Source organism: Sphingomonas koreensis, assembly GCF_002797435.1.
GTDB lineage: Bacteria > Pseudomonadota > Alphaproteobacteria > Sphingomonadales > Sphingomonadaceae > Sphingomonas > Sphingomonas koreensis.
The window spans coordinates 4,080,849-4,105,478 of sequence record NZ_PGEN01000001.1 but is presented as its reverse complement, the minus strand read 5'-3'; the positions used below and the strand labels follow the sequence as shown (position 1 = coordinate 4,105,478).

The 24,630-nt window shown below is 66.8% G+C and carries 25 protein-coding genes, 1 tRNA gene and 1 pseudogene; 10 read left to right on the top strand and 17 right to left on the bottom strand.

What is annotated here, in order from left to right:
- From BDW16_RS19690 to BDW16_RS19650, 10 genes are all read right to left on the bottom strand, one after another.
- Positions 1-816 carry an alpha/beta hydrolase gene (locus BDW16_RS19690; RefSeq protein ID WP_066580599.1) on the bottom strand — a complete coding sequence of 272 codons (816 nt, stop codon included), beginning with the start codon at positions 814-816 and terminating at the stop codon, positions 1-3.
- Entirely contained in the window at positions 813-1,064 is a 252-nt protein-coding gene (locus BDW16_RS21190; protein WP_125958864.1) for a hypothetical protein, read from the bottom strand. Before BDW16_RS21190 ends, BDW16_RS19690 begins: the two co-directional genes overlap by 4 nt.
- The gene (gene bioB / locus BDW16_RS19685; protein WP_066580598.1) at positions 1,061-2,068 is read right to left on the bottom strand and encodes a biotin synthase BioB; all 1,008 of its coding nucleotides are present in this window, start codon (positions 2,066-2,068) and stop codon (positions 1,061-1,063) included. The genes BDW16_RS21190 and bioB overlap by 4 nt, the downstream gene beginning before the upstream one ends.
- On the bottom strand, positions 2,065-4,203 hold the full coding sequence (gene scpA / locus BDW16_RS19680) for a methylmalonyl-CoA mutase (protein WP_066580596.1): 2,139 nt from the start codon (positions 4,201-4,203) through the stop codon (positions 2,065-2,067). The genes bioB and scpA overlap by 4 nt, the downstream gene beginning before the upstream one ends.
- Positions 4,200-4,796 carry a histidine phosphatase family protein gene (locus BDW16_RS19675; protein WP_066580594.1) on the bottom strand — a complete coding sequence of 199 codons (597 nt, stop codon included), beginning with the start codon at positions 4,794-4,796 and terminating at the stop codon, positions 4,200-4,202. The genes scpA and BDW16_RS19675 overlap by 4 nt, the downstream gene beginning before the upstream one ends.
- Complete coding sequence (locus BDW16_RS19670; RefSeq protein WP_066580592.1) at positions 4,793-5,572, bottom strand: enoyl-CoA hydratase-related protein; 780 nt, start codon at positions 5,570-5,572, stop codon at positions 4,793-4,795. The genes BDW16_RS19675 and BDW16_RS19670 overlap by 4 nt, the downstream gene beginning before the upstream one ends.
- 129 nt (positions 5,573-5,701) lie before the next feature.
- Positions 5,702-6,124 (bottom strand): methylmalonyl-CoA epimerase, encoded by a 423-nt coding sequence (gene mce / locus BDW16_RS19665; protein ID WP_066580591.1) that lies wholly within the window; start codon positions 6,122-6,124, stop codon positions 5,702-5,704.
- Positions 6,124-6,540 (bottom strand): hypothetical protein, encoded by a 417-nt coding sequence (locus BDW16_RS19660; RefSeq protein WP_066580589.1) that lies wholly within the window; start codon positions 6,538-6,540, stop codon positions 6,124-6,126. Before BDW16_RS19660 ends, mce begins: the two co-directional genes overlap by 1 nt.
- Before the next feature lies 1 nt (position 6,541).
- Positions 6,542-7,264, bottom strand: coding sequence for a hypothetical protein (locus BDW16_RS19655; RefSeq protein ID WP_125958863.1), 723 nt, complete (start codon positions 7,262-7,264; stop codon positions 6,542-6,544).
- 22 nt (positions 7,265-7,286) lie between these two features.
- The gene (locus BDW16_RS19650) at positions 7,287-8,813 is read right to left on the bottom strand and encodes an acyl-CoA carboxylase subunit beta (protein WP_066580586.1); all 1,527 of its coding nucleotides are present in this window, start codon (positions 8,811-8,813) and stop codon (positions 7,287-7,289) included.
- Positions 8,814-8,913: 100 nt separating this feature from the next.
- On the opposite strand from BDW16_RS19650, the gene BDW16_RS19645 reads away from it, so the two are divergent.
- Both BDW16_RS19645 and BDW16_RS19640 read left to right on the top strand, forming a co-directional pair.
- The gene (locus tag BDW16_RS19645) at positions 8,914-10,308 is read left to right on the top strand and encodes a helix-turn-helix domain-containing protein (protein ID WP_066580585.1); all 1,395 of its coding nucleotides are present in this window, start codon (positions 8,914-8,916) and stop codon (positions 10,306-10,308) included.
- 66 nt (positions 10,309-10,374) lie between these two features.
- Complete coding sequence (locus BDW16_RS19640; protein ID WP_100362809.1) at positions 10,375-10,929, top strand: cytochrome b; 555 nt, start codon at positions 10,375-10,377, stop codon at positions 10,927-10,929.
- Between the two features lie 35 nt (positions 10,930-10,964).
- Here BDW16_RS19640 and lepA read toward each other — a convergent pair whose 3' ends face one another.
- Positions 10,965-12,773: a translation elongation factor 4 gene (gene lepA, locus BDW16_RS19635; protein ID WP_066580583.1), complete on the bottom strand. Its 1,809-nt coding sequence runs from the start codon at positions 12,771-12,773 to the stop codon at positions 10,965-10,967.
- A 66-nt stretch (positions 12,774-12,839) separates the two neighbouring features.
- On the opposite strand from lepA, the gene BDW16_RS19630 reads away from it, so the two are divergent.
- The 3 genes from BDW16_RS19630 (at position 12,840) to BDW16_RS19620 (ending at position 15,512) form a co-directional block, all read left to right on the top strand.
- The gene (locus tag BDW16_RS19630) at positions 12,840-13,310 is read left to right on the top strand and encodes a histidine phosphatase family protein (protein WP_066580582.1); all 471 of its coding nucleotides are present in this window, start codon (positions 12,840-12,842) and stop codon (positions 13,308-13,310) included.
- A gap of 165 nt (positions 13,311-13,475) precedes the next feature.
- Positions 13,476-14,444, top strand: a complete 969-nt coding sequence (locus BDW16_RS19625; RefSeq protein ID WP_066580580.1) for a CsgG/HfaB family protein — start codon at positions 13,476-13,478, stop codon at positions 14,442-14,444.
- Between the two features lie 114 nt (positions 14,445-14,558).
- A complete protein-coding gene (locus BDW16_RS19620) occupies positions 14,559-15,512 on the top strand; it encodes a YncE family protein (RefSeq protein WP_066580579.1) in 954 nt (317 codons plus the stop codon).
- A 1-nt stretch (position 15,513) separates the two neighbouring features.
- Here the strand turns inward: BDW16_RS19620 and BDW16_RS19615 are convergent, their stop codons facing one another.
- A complete protein-coding gene (locus tag BDW16_RS19615) occupies positions 15,514-16,029 on the bottom strand; it encodes an AAA family ATPase (protein WP_066580578.1) in 516 nt (171 codons plus the stop codon).
- The gene (gene pnuC, locus BDW16_RS19610) at positions 16,026-16,628 is read right to left on the bottom strand and encodes a nicotinamide riboside transporter PnuC (RefSeq protein ID WP_338325270.1); all 603 of its coding nucleotides are present in this window, start codon (positions 16,626-16,628) and stop codon (positions 16,026-16,028) included. Before pnuC ends, BDW16_RS19615 begins: the two co-directional genes overlap by 4 nt.
- 173 nt (positions 16,629-16,801) lie before the next feature.
- Between pnuC and BDW16_RS19605 the strand changes: the two genes are divergently transcribed.
- The 5 genes and pseudogenes from BDW16_RS19605 to BDW16_RS19585 all read left to right on the top strand — a co-directional run bounded on the left by BDW16_RS19605 (position 16,802) and on the right by BDW16_RS19585 (position 20,875).
- A complete protein-coding gene (locus BDW16_RS19605; protein ID WP_066580577.1) occupies positions 16,802-18,100 on the top strand; it encodes an FAD-dependent oxidoreductase in 1,299 nt (432 codons plus the stop codon).
- A gap of 112 nt (positions 18,101-18,212) precedes the next feature.
- Positions 18,213-18,289 (top strand) — tRNA-Pro (locus BDW16_RS19600).
- A 166-nt stretch (positions 18,290-18,455) separates the two neighbouring features.
- Positions 18,456-18,815, top strand: a pseudogene (locus BDW16_RS19595) (YciI family protein); the annotation flags it as partial.
- 113 nt (positions 18,816-18,928) lie between these two features.
- Positions 18,929-20,200 carry an RNA polymerase sigma factor gene (locus BDW16_RS19590; RefSeq protein ID WP_066580573.1) on the top strand — a complete coding sequence of 424 codons (1,272 nt, stop codon included), beginning with the start codon at positions 18,929-18,931 and terminating at the stop codon, positions 20,198-20,200.
- 93 nt (positions 20,201-20,293) lie between these two features.
- A complete protein-coding gene (locus BDW16_RS19585) occupies positions 20,294-20,875 on the top strand; it encodes an alpha/beta hydrolase (protein ID WP_066580571.1) in 582 nt (193 codons plus the stop codon).
- A gap of 34 nt (positions 20,876-20,909) precedes the next feature.
- On the opposite strand, the gene BDW16_RS19580 is transcribed toward BDW16_RS19585, so the two are convergent.
- From BDW16_RS19580 to BDW16_RS19565, 4 genes are read right to left on the bottom strand one after another with little or no spacing between them, the layout of a single operon-like run.
- Entirely contained in the window at positions 20,910-22,265 is a 1,356-nt protein-coding gene (locus BDW16_RS19580) for an FAD/NAD(P)-binding protein (protein WP_066580569.1), read from the bottom strand.
- Positions 22,266-22,284: 19 nt separating this feature from the next.
- Positions 22,285-22,551 carry a DUF6356 family protein gene (locus BDW16_RS19575; protein ID WP_066580567.1) on the bottom strand — a complete coding sequence of 89 codons (267 nt, stop codon included), beginning with the start codon at positions 22,549-22,551 and terminating at the stop codon, positions 22,285-22,287.
- A gap of 40 nt (positions 22,552-22,591) precedes the next feature.
- Complete coding sequence (locus BDW16_RS19570; protein WP_066580565.1) at positions 22,592-23,284, bottom strand: UTRA domain-containing protein; 693 nt, start codon at positions 23,282-23,284, stop codon at positions 22,592-22,594.
- On the bottom strand, positions 23,281-24,624 hold the full coding sequence (locus tag BDW16_RS19565) for a formimidoylglutamate deiminase (RefSeq protein ID WP_066580563.1): 1,344 nt from the start codon (positions 24,622-24,624) through the stop codon (positions 23,281-23,283). Before BDW16_RS19565 ends, BDW16_RS19570 begins: the two co-directional genes overlap by 4 nt.
- Between the last annotated feature and the right edge of the window lie 6 nt (positions 24,625-24,630).

The following is a 24,630-nucleotide window of genomic DNA, read 5'->3' as shown; positions in this document are numbered from 1 at the left end:
TCACTTCCCCTTTTCCGGCAGCACAGGAAAGAGCTGGCGGATCGCCGCAAGCGCGGCACCGTGATAGATGGTCGCGTGAGCCTCATCCGGCCGCGGCGCATAGGTCCAGACCAGCCCGGCAGGCGCCTGTTCCTTGAGCAGCGTGGCGAAGGGCGCGACACCCATCCCCTGCTCTTCGGCGACGGTCAGCCACAGCCGCCCTCGCGCCCTTGACAACAGTGCGGGCGCGGCCTTCACCAACGCCTCATTGTCCCACCACAGGCTGGGGCTGATCGCGATATGCGTGTCGAACAGCCCTGGCGCGCGCAGCATCGTCTCGACCACGAACAGCCCGGCGAGCGACTCCCCAATCAGCGCATTCTCGCCGCTGGTGCGAAAGGTCTTCTCGACCCACGGTTTCACCTCGTCCGCGATGAAGCGGCGGAAGCGTTCGGACTGACCCGCGGCGGGATAGTCCGCCTTGAGCCTGGCGTCGGTGACAATCGGAAAGGCCAGCTCGTTGCGCCGGTCGACCGTCTCGATCCCCACCACGATCACATCGCGCGTCGTCCCGGCGATCGTGCCGAGCTGCGCCAGCCCGGAAATATGGTGGAAGTCCTGATCCACACCGCCGTCGAGCAGGTACAGCACCGGATAGCGCTGTGTCCCCTTCTCATACCCCGGCGGCAGCCAGACATTGATCGTCCGCGCCGCCCCCATCGTGGCCGAAGGGAACGTATGGGACTGACCAATGACAATGGGTTTGTTGACGGTCTGCGCCAGCGCAGGCAGCGGAATCAACACGACCAGCAACGCGACGAGAAGTCGGACAATCACCGGCGGCTCCAGCGTCTGAAGAGGAGAAGTGTGACCTTGTACCCGGCCAGAGAACCGCCGAATGCGAGAAGCAACGCGTAGAGTATCGCATTGTCGCCTTTGCCGACAATCAGCGAGAACACGAGAAAAAGAACCGGGCCGCCGATCATAACCCACAAAGTGGAAAGCAATGCGCGGCCGAGATAGCCCCAGCTTCCCTGCTTGCGAGCGCGCCGCTCAGCCCAATTTGTGAAGCCGGCGGAGTTCACTCCGCCGCTTCCAGTTCGACCTTCACCTCGCCCTGCATCGGCCGCATCCCCAGGCGTGCGAACAGCGCCGCGTCCTTGTCGTCGCCGGCGTTGCCGGTGGTCAGCAGCTTGTCGCCGGTGAAGATCGAGTTCGCCCCCGCCATGAAGCACAAGGCCTGCGTCGAATCGCTCATGCTCTCGCGCCCGGCGGACAGGCGCACCATGCTCTCCGGCATCGTGATCCGCGCCACCGCGACCGTCCGCACGAACTCGATCTCATCGATCTTGGCGAGCGGTGTGTCGGCGAGCATGTTGCCCAGCACGGTGCCCTTGACGGGCACCAGCGCGTTCACCGGCACGCTCTCGGGATGCTTGGGCAGGGTCGCGAGCGCATGGATAAAGCCGACGCGGTCGCCGCGGGTCTCGCCCATGCCGACGATGCCGCCGCAGCACACATTGATCCCCGCCTCGCGCACATGCTCGAGCGTATCGAGCCGATCCTCGAAGGTCCGCGTGGTGATCACCTCGGCATAACGCTCGGGCGAGGTGTCGATATTGTGGTTATAATAGTCCAGCCCCGCATCGGCGAGCTGGGCTGCTTGCTTCTCGCTGAGCATCCCCAGCGTCATGCAGGTTTCCATGCCCATCTGGCGCACGCCTTTCACCATCTCGACGATGGCGGGCATGTCGCGGTCCTTGGGGTTGCGCCACGCCGCGCCCATGCAGAAGCGCGACGAACCATTGTCCTTCGCCTGCGCCGCCGCCTGCAGCACCGCGCGCACGTCCATCAGCTTGGTGGCCTTGAGGCCCGTCTCGGCGCTGGTCGACTGGTTGCAATAGCCGCAATCCTCCGGGCAGCCGCCGGTCTTGATGCTGAGCAGCGTGGACAGCTGCACCTCATCCGCCGCAAACTGCACGCGATGCACTTCCGCCGCGCGGAACAGCAGCTCCGGGAAGGGCAGGTCGAACAGCGCCGCAATCTCCTCGCGGGTCCAGTCGGTACGCATCATAACATCGGCAGTCATTCGGCCGCTTCCTCCTCGGGGGGCAAATTGTGGCCCAGCAGCGTCAACACGTCCGCGGCCGCATTTACAAGGTTCGTTCCGGGTCCGAAGATCGCCTGCACCCCGGCATCGCGCAGGAACTGATAGTCCTGCGCCGGGATCACCCCGCCCGCGATCACCTTGATGTCGCCGCGCCCGGCGTCTTTCAGATGGCCTATCATCTGCGGAATCAGCGTCTTGTGACCCGCGGCAAGGCTGGAGGCGCCGACCACGTCGACATTCTCCGCAATCGCCAGTTCGGCGGCTTCCTGCGGCGTCTGGAACAGCGGCCCCGGCACGACCTCGAAGCCCAGGTCGCCGAATGCGGAGGAGACGAGGTTGGCGCCGCGGTCGTGACCGTCCTGCCCCATCTTGGCGACCAGCATCCGCGGCTTGCGGCCGAGGCGCCGTTCGGTCGCCGCGACGCCGTCCTTGAGCCGTTCCCAGCGCCTGTCCTCGGCATAGGCGCCGCCATAGACGCCCGACACCGGCGTCGGCACGGTGCCGTGGCGTCCGAACACGTCTTCCATCGCCAGGCTGATTTCGCCCAGGGTGGCGCGATGGCGGGCGGCTTCTACGGCGAGGGCGAGGAGGTTTTCCGTCCCGCGCGCGCCTTCGCGCAGCGCATCCAGCGCCGCCTGGCACTTGGCCTCGTCGCGGGCAGACTTCACTTTCTTGATCCGCGCGATCTGCGCCTCGCGCACCGCGTGGTTGTCGACGTCGAGGATGTCGATCGGATCTTCCTCGGCCTTGCGGTATTTGTTGACCCCGACGATCACCTGCTCGCCGCGGTCGATCCGCGCCGCGGTGGCGGCCGACGCCTCCTCGATCATCGCCTTGGGCCAGCCCGCGGCGACCGCCTTGGCCATGCCACCCTCGGCCTCGACCCGCTCGATGATCTCCCACGCCTTGTCGACCAGTTCCTGGGTCAGCGCCTCGACATAATAGGAGCCGCCGAGCGGATCGACGACCTTGGTCATCCCCGTCTCTTCCTGGATCACGATCTGGGTATTGCGCGCGATCCGGGCCGAGAAGTCGGTGGGCAGCGCGATCGCCTCGTCCAGCGCGTTGGTGTGCAGGCTCTGCGTCCCGCCCAGCATCGCGGCCATCGCCTCGATCGTGGTGCGGATGACGTTGTTGTACGGGTCCTGCTCGGTCAGCGACACGCCGCTGGTCTGGCAGTGCGTCCGCAGCATCTTGCTGCGCTCGTCCTTGGCGCCGAGCTTCGTCATCACGCGATGCCACAGCACCCGCGCCGCGCGGAGCTTCGCCACTTCCATGAAGAAGTTCATGCCGATCGCGAAGAAGAAGCTCAGCCGCCCGGCAAATTTGTCGATGTCGAGGCCGCTGGCGACCCCGTATTTCACATATTCCATGCCGTCGGCGATGGTGAAGGCCAGCTCCTGCACCTGCGTCGCCCCGGCCTCCTGCATGTGATAGCCGGAGATCGAGATGCTGTTGAACTTGGGCATCTCGCGCGAGGTGTAGCCGAAGATGTCGGAGATGATCCGCATGCTCGGCTCGGGCGGGTAGATGTAGGTGTTGCGGACCATGAACTCCTTGAGAATGTCGTTCTGGATGGTCCCGTCGAGCTGCGCGCGCGGCACGCCCTGCTCCTCGCCCGCAACGATGAAGAAGGCGAGGATCGGGATCACCGCACCGTTCATCGTCATCGAGACCGACATCTCGCCGAGCGGGATGCCGTCGAACAGGATCTTCATGTCCTCGACGCTGTCGATCGCGACGCCGGCCTTGCCGACATCGCCCGGCACGCGCGGATGGTCGCTGTCATAGCCGCGGTGGGTCGCCAGATCGAACGCGACCGACAGGCCCTTCTGACCGGCGGCCAGGTTGCGGCGATAGAAGGCGTTCGATTCCTCGGCGGTCGAAAAGCCCGCATATTGCCGGATCGTCCAGGGCCGCCCCGCATACATCGATCCGCGCACCCCGCGGGTAAACGGCGCGAAGCCGGGCAGGCCCGGATCGGCCGTCACGTCCTCCGCTGTGTAGAGCGGCTTGACATCGATCCCCTCGGGCGTGCGCCAGGTCAGATCGCGGCCCTTCACTTCCTTTTCGGACAGCGCCTTCCAGGCGTCGAGCGTCGGCTTGTCAGTCATAATGCTACCTGTTCGAGCGCGGTCCATCCGAACAGATGACGTCGCCCCGCAATGGAAAAGGCGTGGACATTGCCCCCGCCGGGATGGCCGCCCTCAGCGGCCTGATCCGCCGTGCGGGCGATCGGTTCGCCCTTCACATGGCATTTGAGCAAGGTGCCGACGCCGCCATGGCCGACGAACAGCACCGGTGCTTCTCCGTCGGCCAACGCCGCATCGACTGCGCCGACGATGCGTGCCTGCGCATCCGCGGCCCGCTCCCATCCGCGCACCGACTGCTCGGGCGCGGCGAAGAAGGCGTCGGCCGTCACCTCGAACTCCGCAGGCGGCAGGAAGCCGGTTGCCGACCGGTCATTCTCATGGAAGCCGGGCAGGATCTCGACCCGCGCGCCGTCGGTCATCGGCATGAGCGCTTTCGCCGTCTCGATCGCCTTGCGCTCGTCGCTCGACACGATCCGCCGCACCGTTCCCAGCCAGCCCGCGCCGGCCAGCGTCGCCAGCCGCGCGCGGCCCGCATCCGACAGCCCCCATTCGGGCACCGGCACCGCCGGATCGATCTGCACCTGCGGGTGCGAAAGATAATAGGCGATGGTCATCGCCCCCTGAACTCCGGTGCGCGCTTCGCGAGAAACGCAGTCACGCCCTCACGGAAATCCTCGGTCTTGCCCGCGGCGCGCTGGTTCTGTGCCTCGATGCTCAGCGTTTCCGACAGCGTCGAATTGAGCGCGGCCTTCACCTGCGCACGGATCAGGCCGAGCGCGACCGTCGGCTTGGCGGCAAGCTTCGCAGCGATCCCGCCCGCCGTCGCCAGCAGTGCGTCGTCCTCGGCCACGCGCGCGACGAGCCCCGCGTCCTTGGCGTCGTCGGCGCTCACCTTCTCGCCGAGCAGCGCCATCTCCAGCGCCTTGGCGCGACCCGCCGACTTGGCGACCAGCCAGGTCGCGCCGCAATCGGGCACCAGCCCGATATTGCTGAAGGCGAGCAGCAGATAGGCCGACTTCGCCATCACCACGATGTCGCCCGCGAGCGCGATGCCCACGCCCGCCCCCGCCGCCGGACCGTTCACCGCCGTCACCACGGGGATCGGCAGCTTCGACAGCGTCTCGGCCAGCGGGTTATAGTGGAATTCCAGATTGTCGGCGGGATCGATCGGCTTGCCGTCCATCCGCCCGACCAGGTCGGCGCCCGAGCAGAAGGCTCGCCCCTCACCCGTCAGCAGCACCGCCCGCGCGCCCTCGTCCACCGCGCGCAACAGCGAGGCGCGGATCAGGTCGAGCATCTCGCCGGTCACGGCGTTCAAGCGGTCGGGCCGGTTGAGCCGCAGCGTCGCAACGCCATCGGTCAGGTCATACAGAACCGTCTCTTGGCTCATACCTGGCCCTCTCCGTCACCCCGGCCTTGTACCGGGGTCCACTTCGCCGCACGCAATGCCCTCACCTTGGGCACCATCACTCGCAGCCCTGTGGATCCCGGAACAAGTCCGGGATGATGGTGGCGAGGATCAGTGCAGATCGTCACGCGGCGACTCCATGATCTCGGTCAGCACCCCGCCCATATCCTTCGGATGGACGAAGAAGATCGGGGTCCCGTGCGCCCCGATGCGCGGCTCGCCCAGCACCTTGGCGCCCTTCGCCTCGAACCATGCCTTGGCTTCGTGGATATCGGGCACTTCATAGCAGACATGATGCTGCCCGCCCGCCGGGTTCCTGGCGAGGAAGCCATGGATCGGCGAATCCGCGCCCAGCGGCTCGATCAGCTCGATCTGGGTATTGGGCGTATCGACGAAACACACCTTCACCCCCTGCGCAGGCAGGTCGAACGGGGCGTGGATCGTCTGCGCCCCCATCACGTCGCGGTAGAAGGCAACCGATGCCTCGATCGAGGGCGTGGCGACGCCGATATGATTGAGACGGCCGAGTTTCATCATTTCTGCTCCCAGCCCAGAACGGACAGCCCCTTGCGCTGCCACTGGCCGTAGTCGCCATAGCTCGTCACTCGGATCAGCCGGCGCGTGCGCGCATGGGTGAAATTCGCCACGCAATACCCATCGCCCGAACAGGCCTCGATCTCCGGAAGCTCGCGGCAAATGTTGGGCTGGCCCGGCTTGCGGGTGCCGTCACCGCCATAGACATTCCGGACGCAGTCCGGATCGGCCTTGGCCCGCCAGCCGGCGGCCAGCAATGTGCGGCGGAACGCGGCATAATCCATGCCAGCGCGTACCACGCCCTTGGCAAGGCCCGCGGGCACCGGCGAGGCGAACGAACGCTCGCTCAGTTGGGCGGCGGCGGGGTGCGTCATCGCAAGGGCGCCAAGCGCCGCGAGGATCGGAAGCCTGCTCATCTCAGCACGTCTTCATCCGGGTCTTGCCTTCCAGCGTATAGCGTCCGTCGGCTCCGCGGACATAGCGTTCGGAAAAGCTGTCCGATCCCGCATAGCTGACAGTGAAGCTGCGGCCGGGTTCGGCGGCGGTGATCGTTCCGCGCAAGGTCGGTCCGTTGTCGCGGCTGGCGTCGGAATAATAGATGGGAAAGCGCGCGATCTCGACCGGGCCCTTGGCACCAAGTTCGGTCAGCACGGCGACGTCGCAGCTATAGCCCTGCCAGGTGCCGCCGCCCTGCGTGTAGAGCACGGGGGTGCCGGTGATCGCGTCGGTCGTGCCCCACCGCGCCGCCGGATTTCCCCAGGTGCCCCTCGCCCCGATATCCAGCCATTCTCCGATCTTCGCATAGCGATGGCCGGCCTTGTCGCGCCGCAGATAGTGGACCGAGTTGAAGCCCGCACAGGCATGGGCCTCGCAATCGCTGGCGCCGGTGCTGACCAGCGCAGTGACCTCGCCCGGCAGCTTGACCAGCGTCAGCGGGACGAAGGTGACCTTCTCCCCCTTCACCGTCCGCTCCGCTTCGTTCCTGGGCGACTCGCCGAACACCGCCCAGAACGCCTCCGGTGTTCCGGCCGGCACCGTATCGCGATCGACATCGGTAACGGGAAACAGGGGTTGAACGGTCTGCGCCGCAGCCGGAAGCGCCAGAACCAACCACGGCAGCACACCAACAAGGAGTCGCATTCACTTCACTCCGATCGCGAGATCACAACGGAATATTGTCATGCTTCTTCCACGGATTCTCGAGGCTCTTGTTCCTCAGCTTCCGCAGGCCCAGCGCGATGCGGCGGCGGGTCGAGTGCGGCATGATCACCTCGTCGACGAAGCCCTTGCTCGCCGCGACGAACGGGTTGGCGAAGCGCGCCTCATATTCCGCTGTGCGCTCGGCGATCTCTTCGGGCGTCTTGCCGCGGAAGATGATCTCGACCGCGCCCTTGGCGCCCATCACCGCGATCTCCGCGGTCGGCCAGGCATAGTTGAGGTCACCGCGCAGATGCTTCGACGCCATCACGTCATAGGCACCGCCATAGGCCTTGCGCGTGATCACAGTGATCTTGGGTACCGTCGCCTCGGCATAGGCGAACAGCAGCTTGGCGCCATGCTTGATGATCCCCGAATGCTCCTGCCCGACGCCCGGCAAGAAGCCCGGTACATCCACGAACGTCACGATCGGAATCTCGAACGCGTCGCAGAAGCGCACGAACCGCGCCGCCTTCTTCGACGAGTTGATGTCGAGCACGCCGGCCAGCACCATCGGCTGGTTGGCGACGATGCCGACGGTGCGCCCCTCGATCCGGCCGAATCCGATGATGATGTTGGCGGCGTGGGTCGGCTGCACCTCGAAGAAGTCGCCCTCGTCGACCGTCTTCCGGATCAGCTCGTGCATGTCGTACGGCTGATTGGCGCTCGGCGGGATCAGCGTGTCGAGGCTGTCCTCGATCCGGTCCCACGGGTCCTCGCACGGTCGCTCGGGAACCGGCTCGCGGTTGCTGGCGGGAAGGAAGTCCACGAAGTCGCGGGCCGCGAGCAGCGCCTCGATATCATTTTCGAAGGCCACGTCAGCGACCCCCGACTTCGTGGTGTGCGTCACCGCTCCACCCAAATCCTCCTGCGTGACGATCTCGTTGGTAACGGTCTTCACTACATCGGGGCCGGTGACGAACATGTACGACGAGTCCTTCACCATGAAGATGAAGTCGGTCATCGCGGGGGAATAGACGGCGCCGCCTGCGCAAGGGCCCATGATCAGGCTGAGCTGCGGTACCACGCCGCTCGCCAGCACGTTGCGCTGGAACACCTCGGCATAGCCCGCAAGGCTGGCGACGCCCTCCTGGATGCGCGCACCGCCGCTGTCGTTGAGGCCGATCACGGGCGCGCCGACCTTCATCGCCATGTCCATGATCTTGCAGATCTTCTGCGCGTGCCGCTCCGACAGCGACCCGCCGAACACGGTGAAATCCTGGCTGAACACGAAGACGAGGCGGCCGTTGATCGTGCCACTGCCCGTTACGACGCCGTCGCCCGGCACGACCTGATCGGGCATGCCGAAATCGACACAGTTATGCTCGACATACATGTCGAGCTCCTCGAACGATCCTTCGTCGAGCAGCACCTCGACCCGCTCGCGCGCGGTGAGCTTACCCTTGGCGTGCTGCGCGTCGATGCGCTTCTGCCCGCCGCCCAGCCGTGCCGCGGCACGGCGCCGCTCCAGTTCCTCGATCGTCGAAGACATGCCTTACTCCCTGGCTCGCGTGCCTGCACAGGACACGGCGCCACTTGCAAATGCAATGTTGCGAAGTTGCATCGTTCATATCTGCAGATATTGTGGAGTCATGGATCAGCCTCGCCGCCGCCTCTTCGCCGGAGCCCGCGTCCGCGACCTGCGCAAGCAGCTCGGCATGCCCCAGGCGGCGATGGCCGCCCGGCTCGGCGTGTCGGTCAGCTATCTCTCGCAGATCGAGAATGAGGAGCGTCCGTTGACCCCGCCGGTGCTGATCGCGCTCACCCGGGAGTTCCCCCAGACATGGGGCGATGTGGGCGAGGATCACAACGTTGGCGATCTCGTCCGCGCGATCGAGGCGGGCATGGATTCCAGCATCCCTGCCGCATTGATCGACGAACCCGCCGCGCAACGCGGGGTCGAAAAACATCCCGCGCTTACCCGCCGCATGGTCGCAATCCATGATGCATGGCGCCGCAGCCAGGCGCAGCTCCGCGTGCTCGACGACAAGGTGGAGAGCGGTGGCGGCGCGGCGGGTTCGCTTCCCTGGGAGGAAGTGCGCGACTGGTACCAGGCCGAGGGCAATTATATCGACATTCTCGACCGCGCCGCCGAATCGCTGGTCGACACGCTCGACGGCCCGCGCGGCATCGAAGGCCGCCTGCGCACCCGGCATGACGTCAAGATCGAGGAGGCGCGCGACGACGACACCCGGCTCTCGCGCTTCGCCGCCGACAGCCGTCGGCTGGTCATCAGCGGGGTGCTCCCGCCCGAAAGCCGCGCCTTCCTGCTCGCTCAGCGGCTCGCGGTGCTGGAGTTCGGGGAGGAGATGCGGGCGGTGAGCGAGGGCAGCGGCCTCGCCTCTCCCGCGGCGCGCGAATTGCTGTCGCTCGGCCTCGCCAACTATGCCGCCGGCGCGCTGCTGATGCCGTATCACCGCTTTCGCGACGCGGCTCGCGCGGTACGCCACGACATCGACCGGCTGCGCCAACGCTTCGGCACCAGCTTCGAGCAGACCTGCCACCGTCTCTCGACCCTCCAGCGGCCAGGCGCGCAGGGCATCCCCTTCTTCTTCTGCCGTGTCGATATGGCCGGCAACATTACCAAGCGCCACTCGGCGACGCGGCTGGAATTCGCGCGCTTCGGTGGTGCCTGCCCGCTGTGGGTGGTGCATGAGGCGGTGGCGATCCCCGACCGCATCCTCGTCCAGCTCGCCGAGACGCCTGACGGTGCGCGCTACGTCTCGATGGCCAAGGGGCTGGTCAAGCCGTCGGCCAGCTACGCCCGCCCGCCCCGCCGCTATGCGGTCGCTTTAGGCTGCGAGGAGGCGCACGCCGCCGACTTCGTCTATGCCGACGGCCTGCGTACCGGCGGCGTCGCCACGCCGATCGGCACCAGCTGCCGCATCTGCCCGCGCCCGGATTGCGACCAGCGCGCCTTTCCGCCGGCGGCGAGCGAGATCCGCATCGATCCGGATGTCCGCGCGCCAGTGCCCTATGAATTCTAGCGACGCACTCGACGCCACGCGTTCGTCACGGCACAACCACGCGCTGGACCGGAAGGGAGTGTGCGAATGACGGACTCGGCGCTGGTGCGATATTCACGCGGCGCGATCCTGCTTCACTGGCTGATCGCGGCGCTGCTCATCTTCAACCTCGCTTATGGCTTCCTGCACGACAGCCTGCCGCGCGACTGGCGGATCATGCCGATCCACAAGGCGATCGGGATCACCGTGCTCGTCCTGACCCTGGCCCGGATCGGCTGGCGGCTCACCCACCCTGCGCCCCGCCTGCCCGCACATATGGCCGGGTGGGAGCGGACCGCCGCGCATGTCTCCCATTTCCTGCTCTACGCCTTCATGCTCGCGATCCCGTTATCGGGTTGGGCGATGGCGTCCGATCCGAATCCGAGGCCGCTCACCTGGTTCGGCCTGTTCGACATTCCCTATCTGCCGGTGTCCGAAGCGATGTCCGAATTCGGGCATGAGGCACATGAAATCCTCGGCTATGCCGCGCTTGCGCTGCTGCTCGTCCATGTCGGGGCGGCATTCCGCCACCATTTCCTCATCCGTGACGAGGTGATGGCGCGGATGACCCCCGGGGTGCGGGTGCCCGCCCCACCGACCTGACGGTTGAGCGTCCGGCGAGCGCCGCTCGCCGGACCTTATTCCTCGCCCATCCGCAGCGCGGCGATAAAGGCTTCCTGCGGGATGCTGACCGAGCCGTACTCGCGCATCTTCGCCTTGCCCTTCTTCTGCTTTTCCAGCAGCTTGCGCTTGCGGGTCGCGTCGCCGCCATAGCATTTCGCGGTAACGTCCTTGCGCATCGCGCTGATCGTCTCGCGCGCGATGACCTTGCCGCCGATCGCCGCCTGGATCGGGATCTTGAAGAGATGGCGCGGGATCAGTTCCTTGAGCCGCTCGACCATCCCGCGGCCGCGCACCTCGGCGGTGGAACGGTGGACGATCATGCTCAGCGCATCCACGGGCTCCTCGTTGACCAGGATGCCCATCTTCACCAGATCGCCGTCGCGATAGCCGATCTGCTCGTAATCGAAGCTGGCATAGCCCTTCGAAAGCGACTTCAACCGGTCGTAGAAATCGAACACCACCTCGTTGAGCGGCAGTTCGTACGTCACCTGAGCGCGCCCGCCGACATAGGTCAGGTTCTGCTGGATGCCGCGCCGGTCCTGGCACAGCTTCAGGATCGAACCGAGATACTCGTCCGGCACGTAGATGACGGCCCGAATCCAGGGCTCCGCGATGCTCTCGATCTTGTTCGGCTCGGGCATGTCGGCCGGGTTGTGCAACTCGATATGCCCGCCGCCATGCGTCAGCTCGATCTGATAGACCACCGAGGGTGCGGTGGTGATCAGGTCGAGATCATATTCGCGCATCAGCCGCTCCTGGATGATCTCCAGGTGAAGCAGGCCGAGGAAGCCGCAGCGGAAGCCGAAGCCCAAAGCCGCCGAAGTCTCCATCTCGAACGAGAAGCTGGCGTCGTTGAGGCGCAGCTTCGAAATGCTCTCGCGCAGCTTCTCGAAGTCGTTGGCGTCGACCGGGAACAGGCCGCAGAACACCACCGGCTGAACTTCCTTGAAGCCCGCCAGCGGTTCCGCGGCAGGCCTCTTGGCGTCGGTCAGCGTATCGCCGACGCGCGCCTGCGCCACTTCCTTGATCTGCGCGGTAATGAAGCCGATCTCGCCCGGCCCCAGATCGGACAGGTTCTCGATCTTGGGCCGGAAACAGCCGACGCGATCGATCAGGTGCGTCGTGCCCGACTGCATGAACTTGACCTGCTGGCCCTTCCGGATCGTCCCGTCCATCACGCGGACAAGGATGACGACGCCCAGATACGGGTCGTACCAGCTATCGACCAGCATCGCCTTGAGCGGGGCGTCGGGGTCCCCCTTGGGCGCAGGGATGCGCTCGCACACCGCATTCAGGATCTCGTCGATGCCGATGCCCGACTTGGCCGATGCCAGCACCGCGTTCGACGCGTCGATGCCGATCACCTCTTCGATCTCGTGCCGGACCTTCTCGGGTTCGGCCGACGGCAGATCGATCTTGTTGATGACAGGCACGATCTCGTGATCATGCTCGATCGACTGATAGACATTGGCGAGCGTCTGCGCCTCGACGCCCTGCGCCGCATCCACGACCAGCAGCGCGCCTTCGCACGCGGCGAGCGAGCGGCTCACTTCATAGGCGAAATCGACATGCCCCGGCGTGTCCATCAGGTTGAGGACATAGTCGAGCCCGTCCGGTCCCTTCCAGTCGAGGCGCACGGTCTGCGCCTTGATGGTGATGCCGCGCTCCTTCTCGATGTCCATATTGTCGAGCACCTGGCTCGACATCTCGCGCTCGGTGAGGCCGCCGGTGCGCTGGATGAGGCGATCGGCCAGCGTCGACTTGCCATGGTCGATGTGCGCGATGATCGAAAAGTTGCGGATACGGGAGAGTTCGGTTGCCATGATTCCGCGCGCCTAGCAGGGGTAAAGGGTCTTGCGAAGTGGGTTGCAGCAAGACAGCCTGCACCGATGCGCAACCTGATCCTCGCTTTCGCCTGTTTCCTCGCCGCTCCCGCCCTGGCGAAGGAGCCCCCGATCTACGTCACCCGCCACTATGATACGCCCGCTGGCGAACGCGATCCCGACCTGCTCCCGCAGGGCAACGCACGGGCCGAGAAGCTCGCAAAATGGTTCAGGGGTAAGAAGCTCAAGGCGATCTACGTCAGCGATTTCAAGCGCACCCGCCAGACTGCGGGTCCCCTTGCCGCAGCGCGCGGCATCACGTTGGAAACCTATGACCCGCGCGACACCCCCGCCATCGTCGCCCGGGCAAGAGCCGCGAAGGCGCCGGTGCTGATCGTCGGCCACAGCAACACCGTGCCCGATATCGTGGCCGGGCTCGGCGCAGAACGCCCCGCCGAACTCGTGCATGAGAACTTCGGCGATCTCTGGAGGGTTAGCGCAAACACCGCGTCCCATTTCCGGATCGAGCAGGACTAGTACGTTTTTTCGCATGACGTCCGCCCTGCCCCTTTGGTAATGGCCGGGCCTCAGGGGGAGGCGCGAGCCTCCAGTGTCAGAGCGTATTCGTCGGCCGGTCGGGGGAGTCCCGAATGGCGGCATGCAGACTGCGGGACCTACTTGTCCCGCAAGGGAGGACTATTGATGCGTATCGTTCATAGTGTCGTCGCCACCGCCGCGCTCGCACTTTGCCTTGCCGCGCCCGCCGAGGCGCAGCGACTCGCAAAGAAGAGCGGCGGCCAGAAACTGCAGGACGCGACGATGCAGGATGTGCCGCGCTGCTTCCGCAAGCTCGGCACCATCTCCGTCGTCGATGGCGACGATCCCCGTCCCTGGACGCAATACTCGCTCGCTCCGCCGCAGAAGCTGCTCAAGGTGCTGATCCAGCGCTCCGGGTGCTTCAACCTGGTGGATCGCGGTTCGGGCCTGCAGGCGGCTGAACGCGAGCGCGCGATCGGCGGCAATCTCGGCCATCAGCGCGGCGCGAATGTCGGCCAGGGCCAGATCAAGGCCGCCGATTACGTCATGGTCGCCGAAATCCAGGGCGCCAACAGCAACGTCAGCGGCAGCGGCGCAGGCGGCCTTATCGGCGGCCTCATCGGCGGCCGTCTGGGCGGACTTGCCGCTGGCATCGGCAGCAAGAAGATGGAAGCCAACACCGTCCTCTCGGTCACCAACGTCCGCACGACGGAAACCATCGCCACGACCGAAGGCTATGCCGCCAAGAACAACCTGACCTTTGGCGCCGGCGGCGGTGCCGGCTTCCTCGGCGGCGGCGTGGGCGCAGTCGGCGGCGGCTATGACAACACCGATATCGGCCGCATCGTCACTCTGTCGTTTATCCAGGCTTATACCAAGCTGGTGACCGAGCTCGGGCTGGTCCGCGCCGGCGACACGGGCACCGCAGAGGCGACCCCAGCCAAGACCTTCACGGCGCAGCGCCCGGTGGCGATGCGCGCGACGGCGGCTGCCGGCGGGAAGATCATCCGCAACCTTCCGGCGGGCGCGATCGTCTATCCGACCGGCAACAAGAACGGCCTGTGGTGGGAAGTCGCCGACGAGAACGACAATGTCGGCTGGGTGCTCAACACGGGCCTGGCTCCGTCGCAATAAGCTGCTTCGGATAGGTTTCGCAAAAGGCCCGCTCCACGATCGTGAGGCGGGCCTTTTCGCTTGCGGGGCCCCACTGAAACGCACAGTCTTCCGCCGCTCAAGCCGGAGAGACCGATGCACCGCCTGATCCTCGCTGCCGCCCTCCTCGCCACCGCCGCCCTTCCCGCCGCAGCGCGTGACCTGCTGCTGGTCGGCAACAAGGGCGAAGACAGCTTCGGCATCTACGACCTCGCCGATGGCAAGCAGCTCGCCAAGCTCCCCACTGGCAGCCAGCCGCACGAGATTGCGGTGATGGGCGACGGCACCCAGGCCGCGGTCGTCAACTATGGCAGCACCACCATCGACATCATCGACCTCGACCCGCTGGGCAAGGTCGCGACGATCGAGCTTGCTCCCAACAAGCGGCCCCATGGCCTGCTCTGGATGCCGAAAAGCGAGCGGCTGATCGCGACGACCGAGGGCAGCAACTCGGTCGCGATCGTCGAACCCGACGGCAAGATCACCTCGATCGCCACGGGCCAGCAGGGCTCGCATATGGTCGCATTGCTCGGCGAGGAGCGCGCGTTTGTCGCCAATATCGGCTCCGGCACGGTCAGCGTGCTCGATCTCAAGGCCAATACCAAGCTGCGCGACCTCACCATCGGCGGCAAGCCCGAGGGGATCGCAGTCGCGAGCGGCAAGGTCTTCGTCGGCGATCTCACCGCGCTGCGGCTCAGCGTGTTCGACGCCGCGACCTACGAGAAATTGGGCGAGCTGACGATCGACGGCAATGCGATCCGCGTCATCGCCAGCCCCGACGGCAAGACCGTCGCCACCAGCAACGTCAACAAGGGCACGGTCACCCTGGTCGACGCGGAGACCCATAGCGTGCTGCGCAGCTTCCCGGTCTCGGGCGACCCGGCCGCGGCTCAGGTCACGTTGATCTGGTCGAGCGACGGCAAGCGGCTCTACGCCGCCGAGACCATGCGAAACCAGATCGCCGAGATCGATGCCGATACCGGCAAGGTGCTGCGCCGCATCGATGTGGGCAAGAATGGCGACGGGCTCGCGGTGACGCGGGTCCCTTAGTTCAGGAAGCCGCCTCGACCGCGCGCAGCACGCTCTGCCACCTTGCTTCGCCCTCGCCGCTGACCAGCGCCCAGCGTACCCCGCGCCGCTCGAGCTCGGCCTTGGACAGGTCGAAGAAGCGCTGCCGCTGCGCCGGTTCGCCGAACATCCGAGTGCCGTCTGCGACCCACGGCAGGTCGATGTCGAACAACAGATAGAGGTCCGCGGTATCGTTCCAGGCGTCGAACCACGGATCGCGCCGTCCGAACAGCATATCGGCCCACACTGCGGTCATCAGCGGATCGGTATCCAGGATCAGCGGCGTCAGCCCGGCCGCGAGCATCGTCTGCACGCCCGCGTCGTGAGTCCGCGCGATCTCGACCAGATCCTGCATCGTGAAATCGATGCCGCGCGCCTCGGCATATTCGCGGCCATATTCCTCGGCGACCTCACCGCCGAGATGGGCAGCGAGCCGTGGCGCGAGCGTCGATTTCCCGGTGCTTTCAGGGCCATGGAGGCAGATGGTACGTGGCGTCATGCGGCCGCCCTACGCCGGCTATGCGCCCGAGACCAGTCGATCAGTCCCCAGATCGAGAGGCCAAGCAGGATCACGTAGACGCCGGACGTCAGCCACAGCCCGCGCACCGCGAACAGCGGGATCGCGACGATATCGACCAGGATCCACAACACCCAATTCTCCAGATAGCGGCGCGCGAGCAGAATCTGCGCTGCAACGCTGGTCATCGCCACGCCCGCGTCCCACCAGGGCATCGCCGCATCGGTCATCCGATGCATCAGCCATCCCCAGCCGCCGGTCAGCAGGGCACATCCCGCCAGCCAGCCGAGCCGCGCAGGCCAATCGAGCGTCAACACGACAACCTCGCCGGCATCGGCCTTCGACCGAGACCAGTTCATCCAGCCATAAAGGTTGAGCGCAACGTAGAAGAGCTGCAGCAGCATGTCGCTGTAGAGCTTCGTCTGGAAGAACAATACGCCGTAGAGCGTGACCGCGGCGATCGCGAAGGGGTAGTTCCAGATACTCCGCCGCGCGACCAGCGCGATATTGGCAAGCAGCAACAGCGATGCAGCGACCTCTAACGGGTTCATGCCCTTGGCATGCCGCAGGAAATCGCCCACGTCGAGTGCTTGCCCTCGCCGCAATCCCCGCTAGGCTCGGTATCCACGTGGCGCCGGCCCGCTCCCCCGCCCGGCAACCCGGCGCCAGCATCCTATGGGTGGCCGGGCGAGGGAGCGGGCCGGCGCCGCCTCCGCGAGCCGTAAGGCTCGCCTCAAGAAACGAGGGTCGGGGCATGCGGCATATCGCGGTGATCGGTTCGGGGCCGGCGGGCTACTACACTGCAGAGGCGGCGCAAAAGCAGTTCGGGGATGATGTCCGTGTCGACATCATCGATCGCCTGCCCGTTCCATTCGGCCTGATCCGCACCGGCGTCGCACCCGATCACCAGTCGATCAAGGGAGTTTCCCGGCGCTATGAGGCCACCGCGCTGACCGAGAATGTCCGCTTCGTCGGCAATGTCACGATCGGCGAGCAGGTCACGATCCCCGAGCTGGTCGATCTCTACGACGCCGTCGTCCTCGCCACCGGCGCGCCGCGCGACCGGCCGCTCGAAATTCCCGGCGCCGACCTGCCCGGCGTCACCGGTTCGGCGGCATTCGTCGGCTGGTACAACGGCCATCCCGATTATGCCGCGCTGAACCCCGATCTTTCGGGGCCTGGCGCTGTGGTGATCGGCAACGGCAATGTCGCGCTCGACGTGGCGCGCATCCTCGCCAAGACGCAGAACGAGTTCGCCGGATCGGACATCGTCGGCCACGCGCTCGCCGCGCTGGAGGGATCGTCGATCGAGACCATCACCCTGCTCGGCCGCCGCGGCCCGCACCAGATCAACATGACCCCCAAGGAGCTCGGCGAGCTCGGCGAACTCGAGCGCGCCGCGCCGGTCATCGACGTCGCCGATTTCCCCCCCGAAATCGACGATGCGATGCTCGAGCCCGGCCACCGCAAATCGGTGACCCATCTGCGCAACTTCGCGGCCGCGCATGTCGAGAAGCCGGTCCACATCATCTTCGACTTCTATGCCAAGCCCGTGGCGATCGAAGGCGACGGCAAGGTCGAGCGGGTGATCGTCGAGCGCACCACCCTCGACGCGCGGGGCGCCGCGGTTGGCACCGGCGAAACCTATGCCGTGCCCGCCAGCCTCGTCGTCTCGTGCATCGGCTATCGCACCCCGCCGATCGACGGCGTCCCCTATGACGATCGCGCCGGACGCTTCGCCAATGACGAAGGGCGCGTGCTTCCCGGCCTTTACGCGGTCGGCTGGGCGCGCCGCGGCCCGACCGGCACGATCGGAACCAACCGGCCTGACGGGTTCGCGATTATCGAAAAGATCGCCGCGGATACCGAAGCCGGCAGCCGCAAGGCGGGCCGCCCCGGTCTCGACGCACTGCTCGCCTCGCGTAACGTCGATGTCGTCACCTTCCGCGACTGGCAGAAGATCGAGGCTGCCGAGGTCGCCGCAGCTCGCGACGGGGCCCCGCGCGAGAAGTTCACCAGCGTCGAGGCGATGCTCGCAGCACGCACCACCTGAAAAAGCTTGCGAACACCCGCTTGCGCAGCACGAAAGTGCTGGTTATAGGCGCCGCTCCAAGCGAAAGCCGGTCCGCCCAACCCGGGGCATTTTGAAGGACTCGGCACTCCGTCGGGGAGTAGCTCAGCCTGGTAGAGCACTGCCTTCGGGAGGCAGGGGCCGGAGGTTCGAATCCTCTCTCCCCGACCACATCTTCTTTCGCGTAAGCTACTGGAACATCGGCACTTTCCGCGTCTCGCCGGATTTTTTCGCGCTTTGTCGAAAATAGTTCGTCGCGCGTGTCGATTCCCCGCAAGCTCGCTCGTCGTCAGGATAGAAGGCCGATTCAGGCCTTCGCCAACGAAGGAGAATTCCGATGCGTGTGATGGTGTTCGTCAAGGCGACCGAGGACAGCGAAGCGGGCATGAAGCCGTCGCCCGAGCTCAACCAGCTGTTCATCGACATGGGCAAGTTCAACGAGGAACTGGTCAAGGCCGGCGTGCTGGTCGCGGGCGACGGCCTCAAGCCCTCGTCGAAGGGCAAGCGCGTCGCCTTCGATGGCTCCAGCCGCACTGTGATCGACGGCCCGTTCGCCGAAACCCGCGAGTTGGTCGCCGGCTATTGGCTGTGGGAAGTCAAGGACATGGACGAGGCCGTCGAGTGGGTGAAGCGCTGCCCCAACCCCATGTTCGGCCCGAGCGAGATCGAGATTCGTCCGCTCTATGAAATGGCGGATTTCGGCGACGTCATGCCGGACGAGGCCGCCGTGATCCACGACGGCATCGGCGAGAAGCTCGCGAATAGCTGATCCGCTTGCCCTGCCCCGCCATGCTCCCCTAACCCTTGGGCATGGCGACGGACAGGGAAACCCAGCGGGCGATCGAAGCGGTCTTCCGGATCGAGCGGGCGCGGCTCATCGCGAGCCTCGCCCGCATGACCCATGATGTCGATCGGGCGGAGGAGCTCGCGCAGGATGCGCTGCTCGTCGCGCTCGCCGAATGGCCGAAGACCGGCGTGCCTCAGAACCCCGGCGCATGGCTTACCGCCGCGGCGAAGCGCCGCGCGATCGATGGCCTGCGCCGCGCGAAGATGCAGGAGCGCAAACATGCCGAAATCGCCCGCGGCCTCGACGAAGCGGACAGCAGCGAGGTCGAGGCGCTGGAGGCCGCCATGGACGACGATATCGGCGACGAACTGCTCGGGCTTATCTTCACCGCCTGCCACCCGGTCGTCTCGGCCGAGGCGCGCGCGGCGCTCACCCTGCGACTGATCGGCGGCCTCACTACCGACGAGATCGCCCGCGCCTTCCTCTCGCCCGAACCGACGATCGCCCAGCGCATCGTCCGCGCCAAGAAGAGCATCGGCAATGCCGCCCTCGCATTCGAGGTACCGCGCGGCGCCGAGCGCGACGCCCGGCTCGCCTCGGTGCTCGAGGTCGTCTACCTCATCTTCAACGAAGGCTATGCCGCAACCGCCGGCGAAGACCTGATTCGCCCTGCCCTCTGCGCCGAGGCGCAGCGGCTCGGCCGTATCCTGGCTGGCCTGATGCCCGGCGAGCCCGAGGTCCACGGTCTGCTCGCGTTGATGGAGATCCAAGCCTCCCGCCTGCGCGCCCGCACTGCCCCCGACGGCGCCTTTGTCCCGATCACGCAGCAGAACCGCGCGACCTGGGATCAGCTGCTGATTCGCCGTGGCCTCAACGCGCTCGCCCAGGCCGAAGCACTGGGCGGCGCCGATGGCCCCTATGCGCTTCAGGCTGCGCTCGCCGCCTGCCATGCGCGCGCGCGCAGTTCGGAAGATACCGACTGGCCGCGGATCGCCGGGCTCTACGACCGATTGCGCATGGTGATGCCTTCGCCCGTGGTCGATCTCAACCGGGCCGTCGCGTACAGCATGGCGTTCGGGCCGGAGGCGGGCCTTATCCTGGTCGACGAACTCGCCGAGGCCGCGGCGCTGCGCAACTACGCCCCCCTTCCGGCCGCGCGCGCGGACTTCCTGTTCCGGGCCGGCCGCCTTGCCGAGGCAAAGACCGCGTTCGAAACCGCGGCCGCCCTCACCCGCAACGCGCGCGAGCGCGACTTTCTGCTCGAACGCGCCGCCGCCTGCGTTTCACACGGCTGAAGCTTTGCTTTCGTAACTCCAAAGGATGATCGCGCGGTCGCATCTTGCATGACTGCCCCCCGGTTTGGCATTTTGCGCACAAGGGAGACTGCCATGACGCTCGCGCTTGCACCCGCCCCGCATCGCTTCTCGGTGATCACGCTGAGCGAATCCGAGACGCCCGCCTGGAGCACCCGCTTCGGCTGGCCGGCATTCGGCGACACCCATCTTGCCATCAACCCGGACGCAAACCGATCGATCCTCGCGGCGCAGATCGATGATGCCGTGCTGCGGGCCGACCGCGCGGTCCTGCTGGTGGCTGAAGGGCTGGGCTGCTTTGCCGCGTCCTGGTGGGCACGGCTCTCGCCCTCCCACTATGTCGAGCGCGTCGCAGGAGCGCTGCTGTTCGATCCCGAAACCGCCGAGGAAAGCGCGGGGCGCCGCGATCGATTCGCCTCGCCGCGCATCGCGCTCCCCTTCCCCTCGATGGTCGTCGCAGACCGGCTTCCGGGCAGCGATCCCGCCGATCTTTCTCCCCTCACGCAAAGCTGGGGCAGCCGCCTGATCGCGGGCAATCGCCACCGCACTGCCGAAGCCTCGGCATGGCGCAGCGCGCAGCGGCTGGTCGGACGGCTCACGGCGTCGGTCGTCGCCCGCGATATCGAGCGCGGTCTGGCGCTGCGCGGCGAGGGTTAGGCTGGACGGGCTCAGCTTTGCTGAACCCTGGGGGCTAGAGCCCCTCGCCCCCCACCCAATGCGCATTGGATAGCCGTCGCGCGACATCCCAGGTCTGGCGACGGATGTCCGGCACCGCGACGATCTCCCAGAAGGCGCCGCGCGTCATCGGCCCCAACGCATAGAGCCGTTCGCTCGCACGTCCGTTCGCGCCGATCACCTGCCCCACGCCGTTGACGTCGATCCCCAGATGCGCCGCGTCGGGTCGGATCGCGCCGCGCTCGCGCAACGAAACCAGCAACGGATCCGTCGTCCGGTTGAGATCACCCAGCGGCCCCGTGCAGTTGACGATCCGCCGCACCGCCATGGCCTCGTTCGTATCGCCTCCGCGCGGCCGCCAGGTCATCGTCACGCCGCCATCGCTCGACGAGAATGCGATCGTCTTACCCGCCAGCACATGGAGCTGCCCGCGATCCTGCATCGCCGCCAGCCGGTCCGCCACCTCGGGCGCGAGCCGGTGCCGGTGCACGTCCCACCAGGGCCGCAGATGCCGCAGAAAGCGCGCGCGCTCTGCCTCGGTGGCGTTGGCCCACATCGGCTGGGTAAAGGGGCGCAGTTCGTCGACTGCATTGCGCCAGCCCACCGCGTCTGCACGCTCGCGAACCTGCCGCACAAGCCCCGACGCCACCGTCGCGGGCCTGTCACCGATCTTCGCCCAGTCGTTCGCGGCCTCGTGCCGCCTCGGCAGCAGCCCACGTCGGGACAGCGCGACGATCCTGCCTTGAAACCCGCGCGCTTCCAGCATCAATGCGACGTCGATCATGGTGAGCCCGGTGCCGATCACCAGCACCGTATCGTCGGCGGTCAGTCCATCGGCGACGCTGCCGGCCCAGGGATCGCCCTTGTAAAGATCGTCGGGCAGCGCGCCGTCGTTCAGTCCAGGCGGATCGTGCGGCGGCAGATTGCCCACCGCCAGCACCGCCGCATCGGCATCGAGCGCCTCGCCATCGGCCAGCTTGAGCGCGACTCCCCGCCCGCTCTCCACCGCGTCCACGACCTCGCCATAGCGCACCGTCAACCGGCCGGCGCTGGTCGCCAGCGCCGCGTCGAGCATCTCGCGCAGATAGATGCCGTAGGTGACTCGCGACGCGAACGAATTCGCCGCATCCGCAACACCGCGGGCCTCCAGCCAGCGCGCGAAATGCCCGGGATCGTCAGGCAGCGCGCTCATGTTCCCGGCGCGCACGTTGAGCACATGGCTCGGATGCGCGGCGCCATAGGCGAGTCCCTCGCCCGCGCGGCTTCCGCGTTCGATCAGCGTCGCGCGCGGACCTTCATGGCGGAGCAGGTTGATCGCCTGGAGCGTGCCCGAAAAGCCCGCGCCGACAATCGCGACATGTTCGACCGGCATCGATGCCCCCCGCCCTGACCTAGATCTCGTATTCCATCTGCCAGGACGGCTCGGTGAAGGCCGGCGGCTTCTCGGCAAAGGCGGGCTGGCGGGCCTTCATCCGGCCATAGAGGCCCTTCACCGTATCGCTCGCCGTGCGCACGAACAGCGCCGGAATAACTCCATGGACGATGCAGGCAAGCCCGCCCACCACCATGCGCGCGCCAAACCCGGTCGCGGTCGCGAAATGCTCGCCATAGCTCTCGCCCACATCGCGCGGGTGCTTCAGAAAGAGTTTGTCGAACATGTACGCTCCTTGGTTTCGGCAGAAACTATAGCCGGGTTCGCTAGCCCCTTGGGGTGAAATCTTCGACCAGTTGATAATGATCCGCCGGGAACACCTGCCGCGCAGAGGTGACGGGCTCCTTGCCCCGCCACGTCCAGCGCTCGATCTGCAGGCACGGCGCGCCCGCGACGATGCCCAGCTCCTTCGCCGCGACCGGTTCCGCGCCGACCGCGCCGATCCGGTGCCGCGCCTCGGTCCAGGGCACATTGGCCAGCAGCCACGCGCCCGGCGCATTGGCGGCGAAATCCGCATCCTCGGCGCCCGGCGCCACCGCCAGGTCGAGCCAGCGCTCCTCCCAGCCGAACGGGGTCTTGCCCGCATGATGCACGCCGCTCAGCGCCAGCCAGCATCCGCCGGCGCGTGCAGGAAAGCCCTCGGGGGCGCGGCGTTGCAGTTCGACCGATAGCAACTCCCAACGATAGGGCTCACCCCGCGCTTCGATCAGCGCGCCGATATCGGGTACACCGACCACCGCCGTGCGGATCTGCGGCCGCGCGACAAAGCTGCCCGCGCGCCGACGGCGCTCGATCAGCCCCTCGCGCGCCAACCGGCTCAGCGCCTTGTTCGCGGTCGCGCGGGCGCAGCGATAGGTCGAGACCAGCTCATGCTCGGTCGGCACGCGCATACCCGGTGCCCATTCGCCCGAGCGGATGCGAGTCTCGATATCGTTGCGGATACGCGCTTCGATGCTCACGCCATCAGCCTGTTCAGCGCCACGCGATAGCGCGCCTCGATCGCGTCGCGATCCCGATGGCGTCCGCCCGCGACCTGCTTCGCCCCGCCGCGCCACACGCAATCCACGCCGGCCCGGCTCGCAAAGACCCAGCTGTCGACCAGCGCATCGCCCTTGCGCTCGGCAAAGGCGGGATCGTCACGGTTCAACGACACGATATCCGCTGGCCGCCCCGCCGCGAGGCCCGTTTCGACGCCCAGCGACCGCCCGCCGCCAGCCACCGCCGCCGCGAACATGCGGGCGCCCGTCGCCGGGCGATCCCCGCCCGCCAGCACATTGCGGGCGCGCCGGGTCAGCCGCTGGCCATATTCCAGCAGCCGCAACTCCTCCGCCGCGTCGATCCGCACGTTCGAATCGCTTCCGATCCCGATCATGCCGCCCAATGCCATGAACTCGGCCGCGGGAAACACCCCATCGCCCAGATTCGCCTCGGTAATCGGGCACAATCCCGCCACCGCGCCGCTGGCGGCGATGCCGGCGACCTCGCCCGGCTCGACATGAGTCGCGTGCACCAGGGTCCAGCGCGCATCGACCGGCATGTTGTCGAGCAGCCAGCGCACCGGCCGCTTCCCGCTCCACGCCACGCAATCCGCCACTTCCTTGACCTGCTCGGCGATATGGATGTGCACCGGGCCGCGATCCGCCATAGCCAGCAGCGCGCGCAATTCCCCGGGCGTCGCCGCGCGCAGGCTGTGCGGCGCGATCCCGATCACCCCGTCCGACGCCAGCGTCGCCCCGGCACGCTCGACCAGCGCGGCAAAACCATCGACATCGTTGAGGAACCGCGCCTGCGCCGTCCCCGCCGGCTGACCGCCGAACCCGCCATGCGCGTAGAAGACCGGCAGCAGCGTCAGGGCGATCCCCGTAGCTGCCGCCGCCGCCGCGATCCTCCCCGACATCTCGGCAACGTCGTCGTAGCGCCCTCCGCCCGGCGTGTGATGCAGATAATGGAATTCGCCGACTCGAGTGAATCCACTCTCCAGCATCTCGGCATAGGCCAGCGCCGCGATCGCTTCGCACTCCTCAGGCCCGATCCGCCCGACGAAGCGGTACATCAGCTCGCGCCACGACCAGAAATCATCATCGGCGCGCCCGCGCGCCTCGGCCAACCCGGCCATCGCGCGCTGGAAGGCATGGCTGTGGACATTGGGAATGCCCGGAAGCGCCACGAAGTGCCGCTCGTCGCCCGCCTCCGGATCGACCCCGGCCTCGACCGTCTCGATCTGCCCGTCCGCCAGCGTCAGCCGCACGCGTTCGGACCAGCCATTTTCGAGCAGCGCGGATTCAAACCACAGGTTCATGCCGAT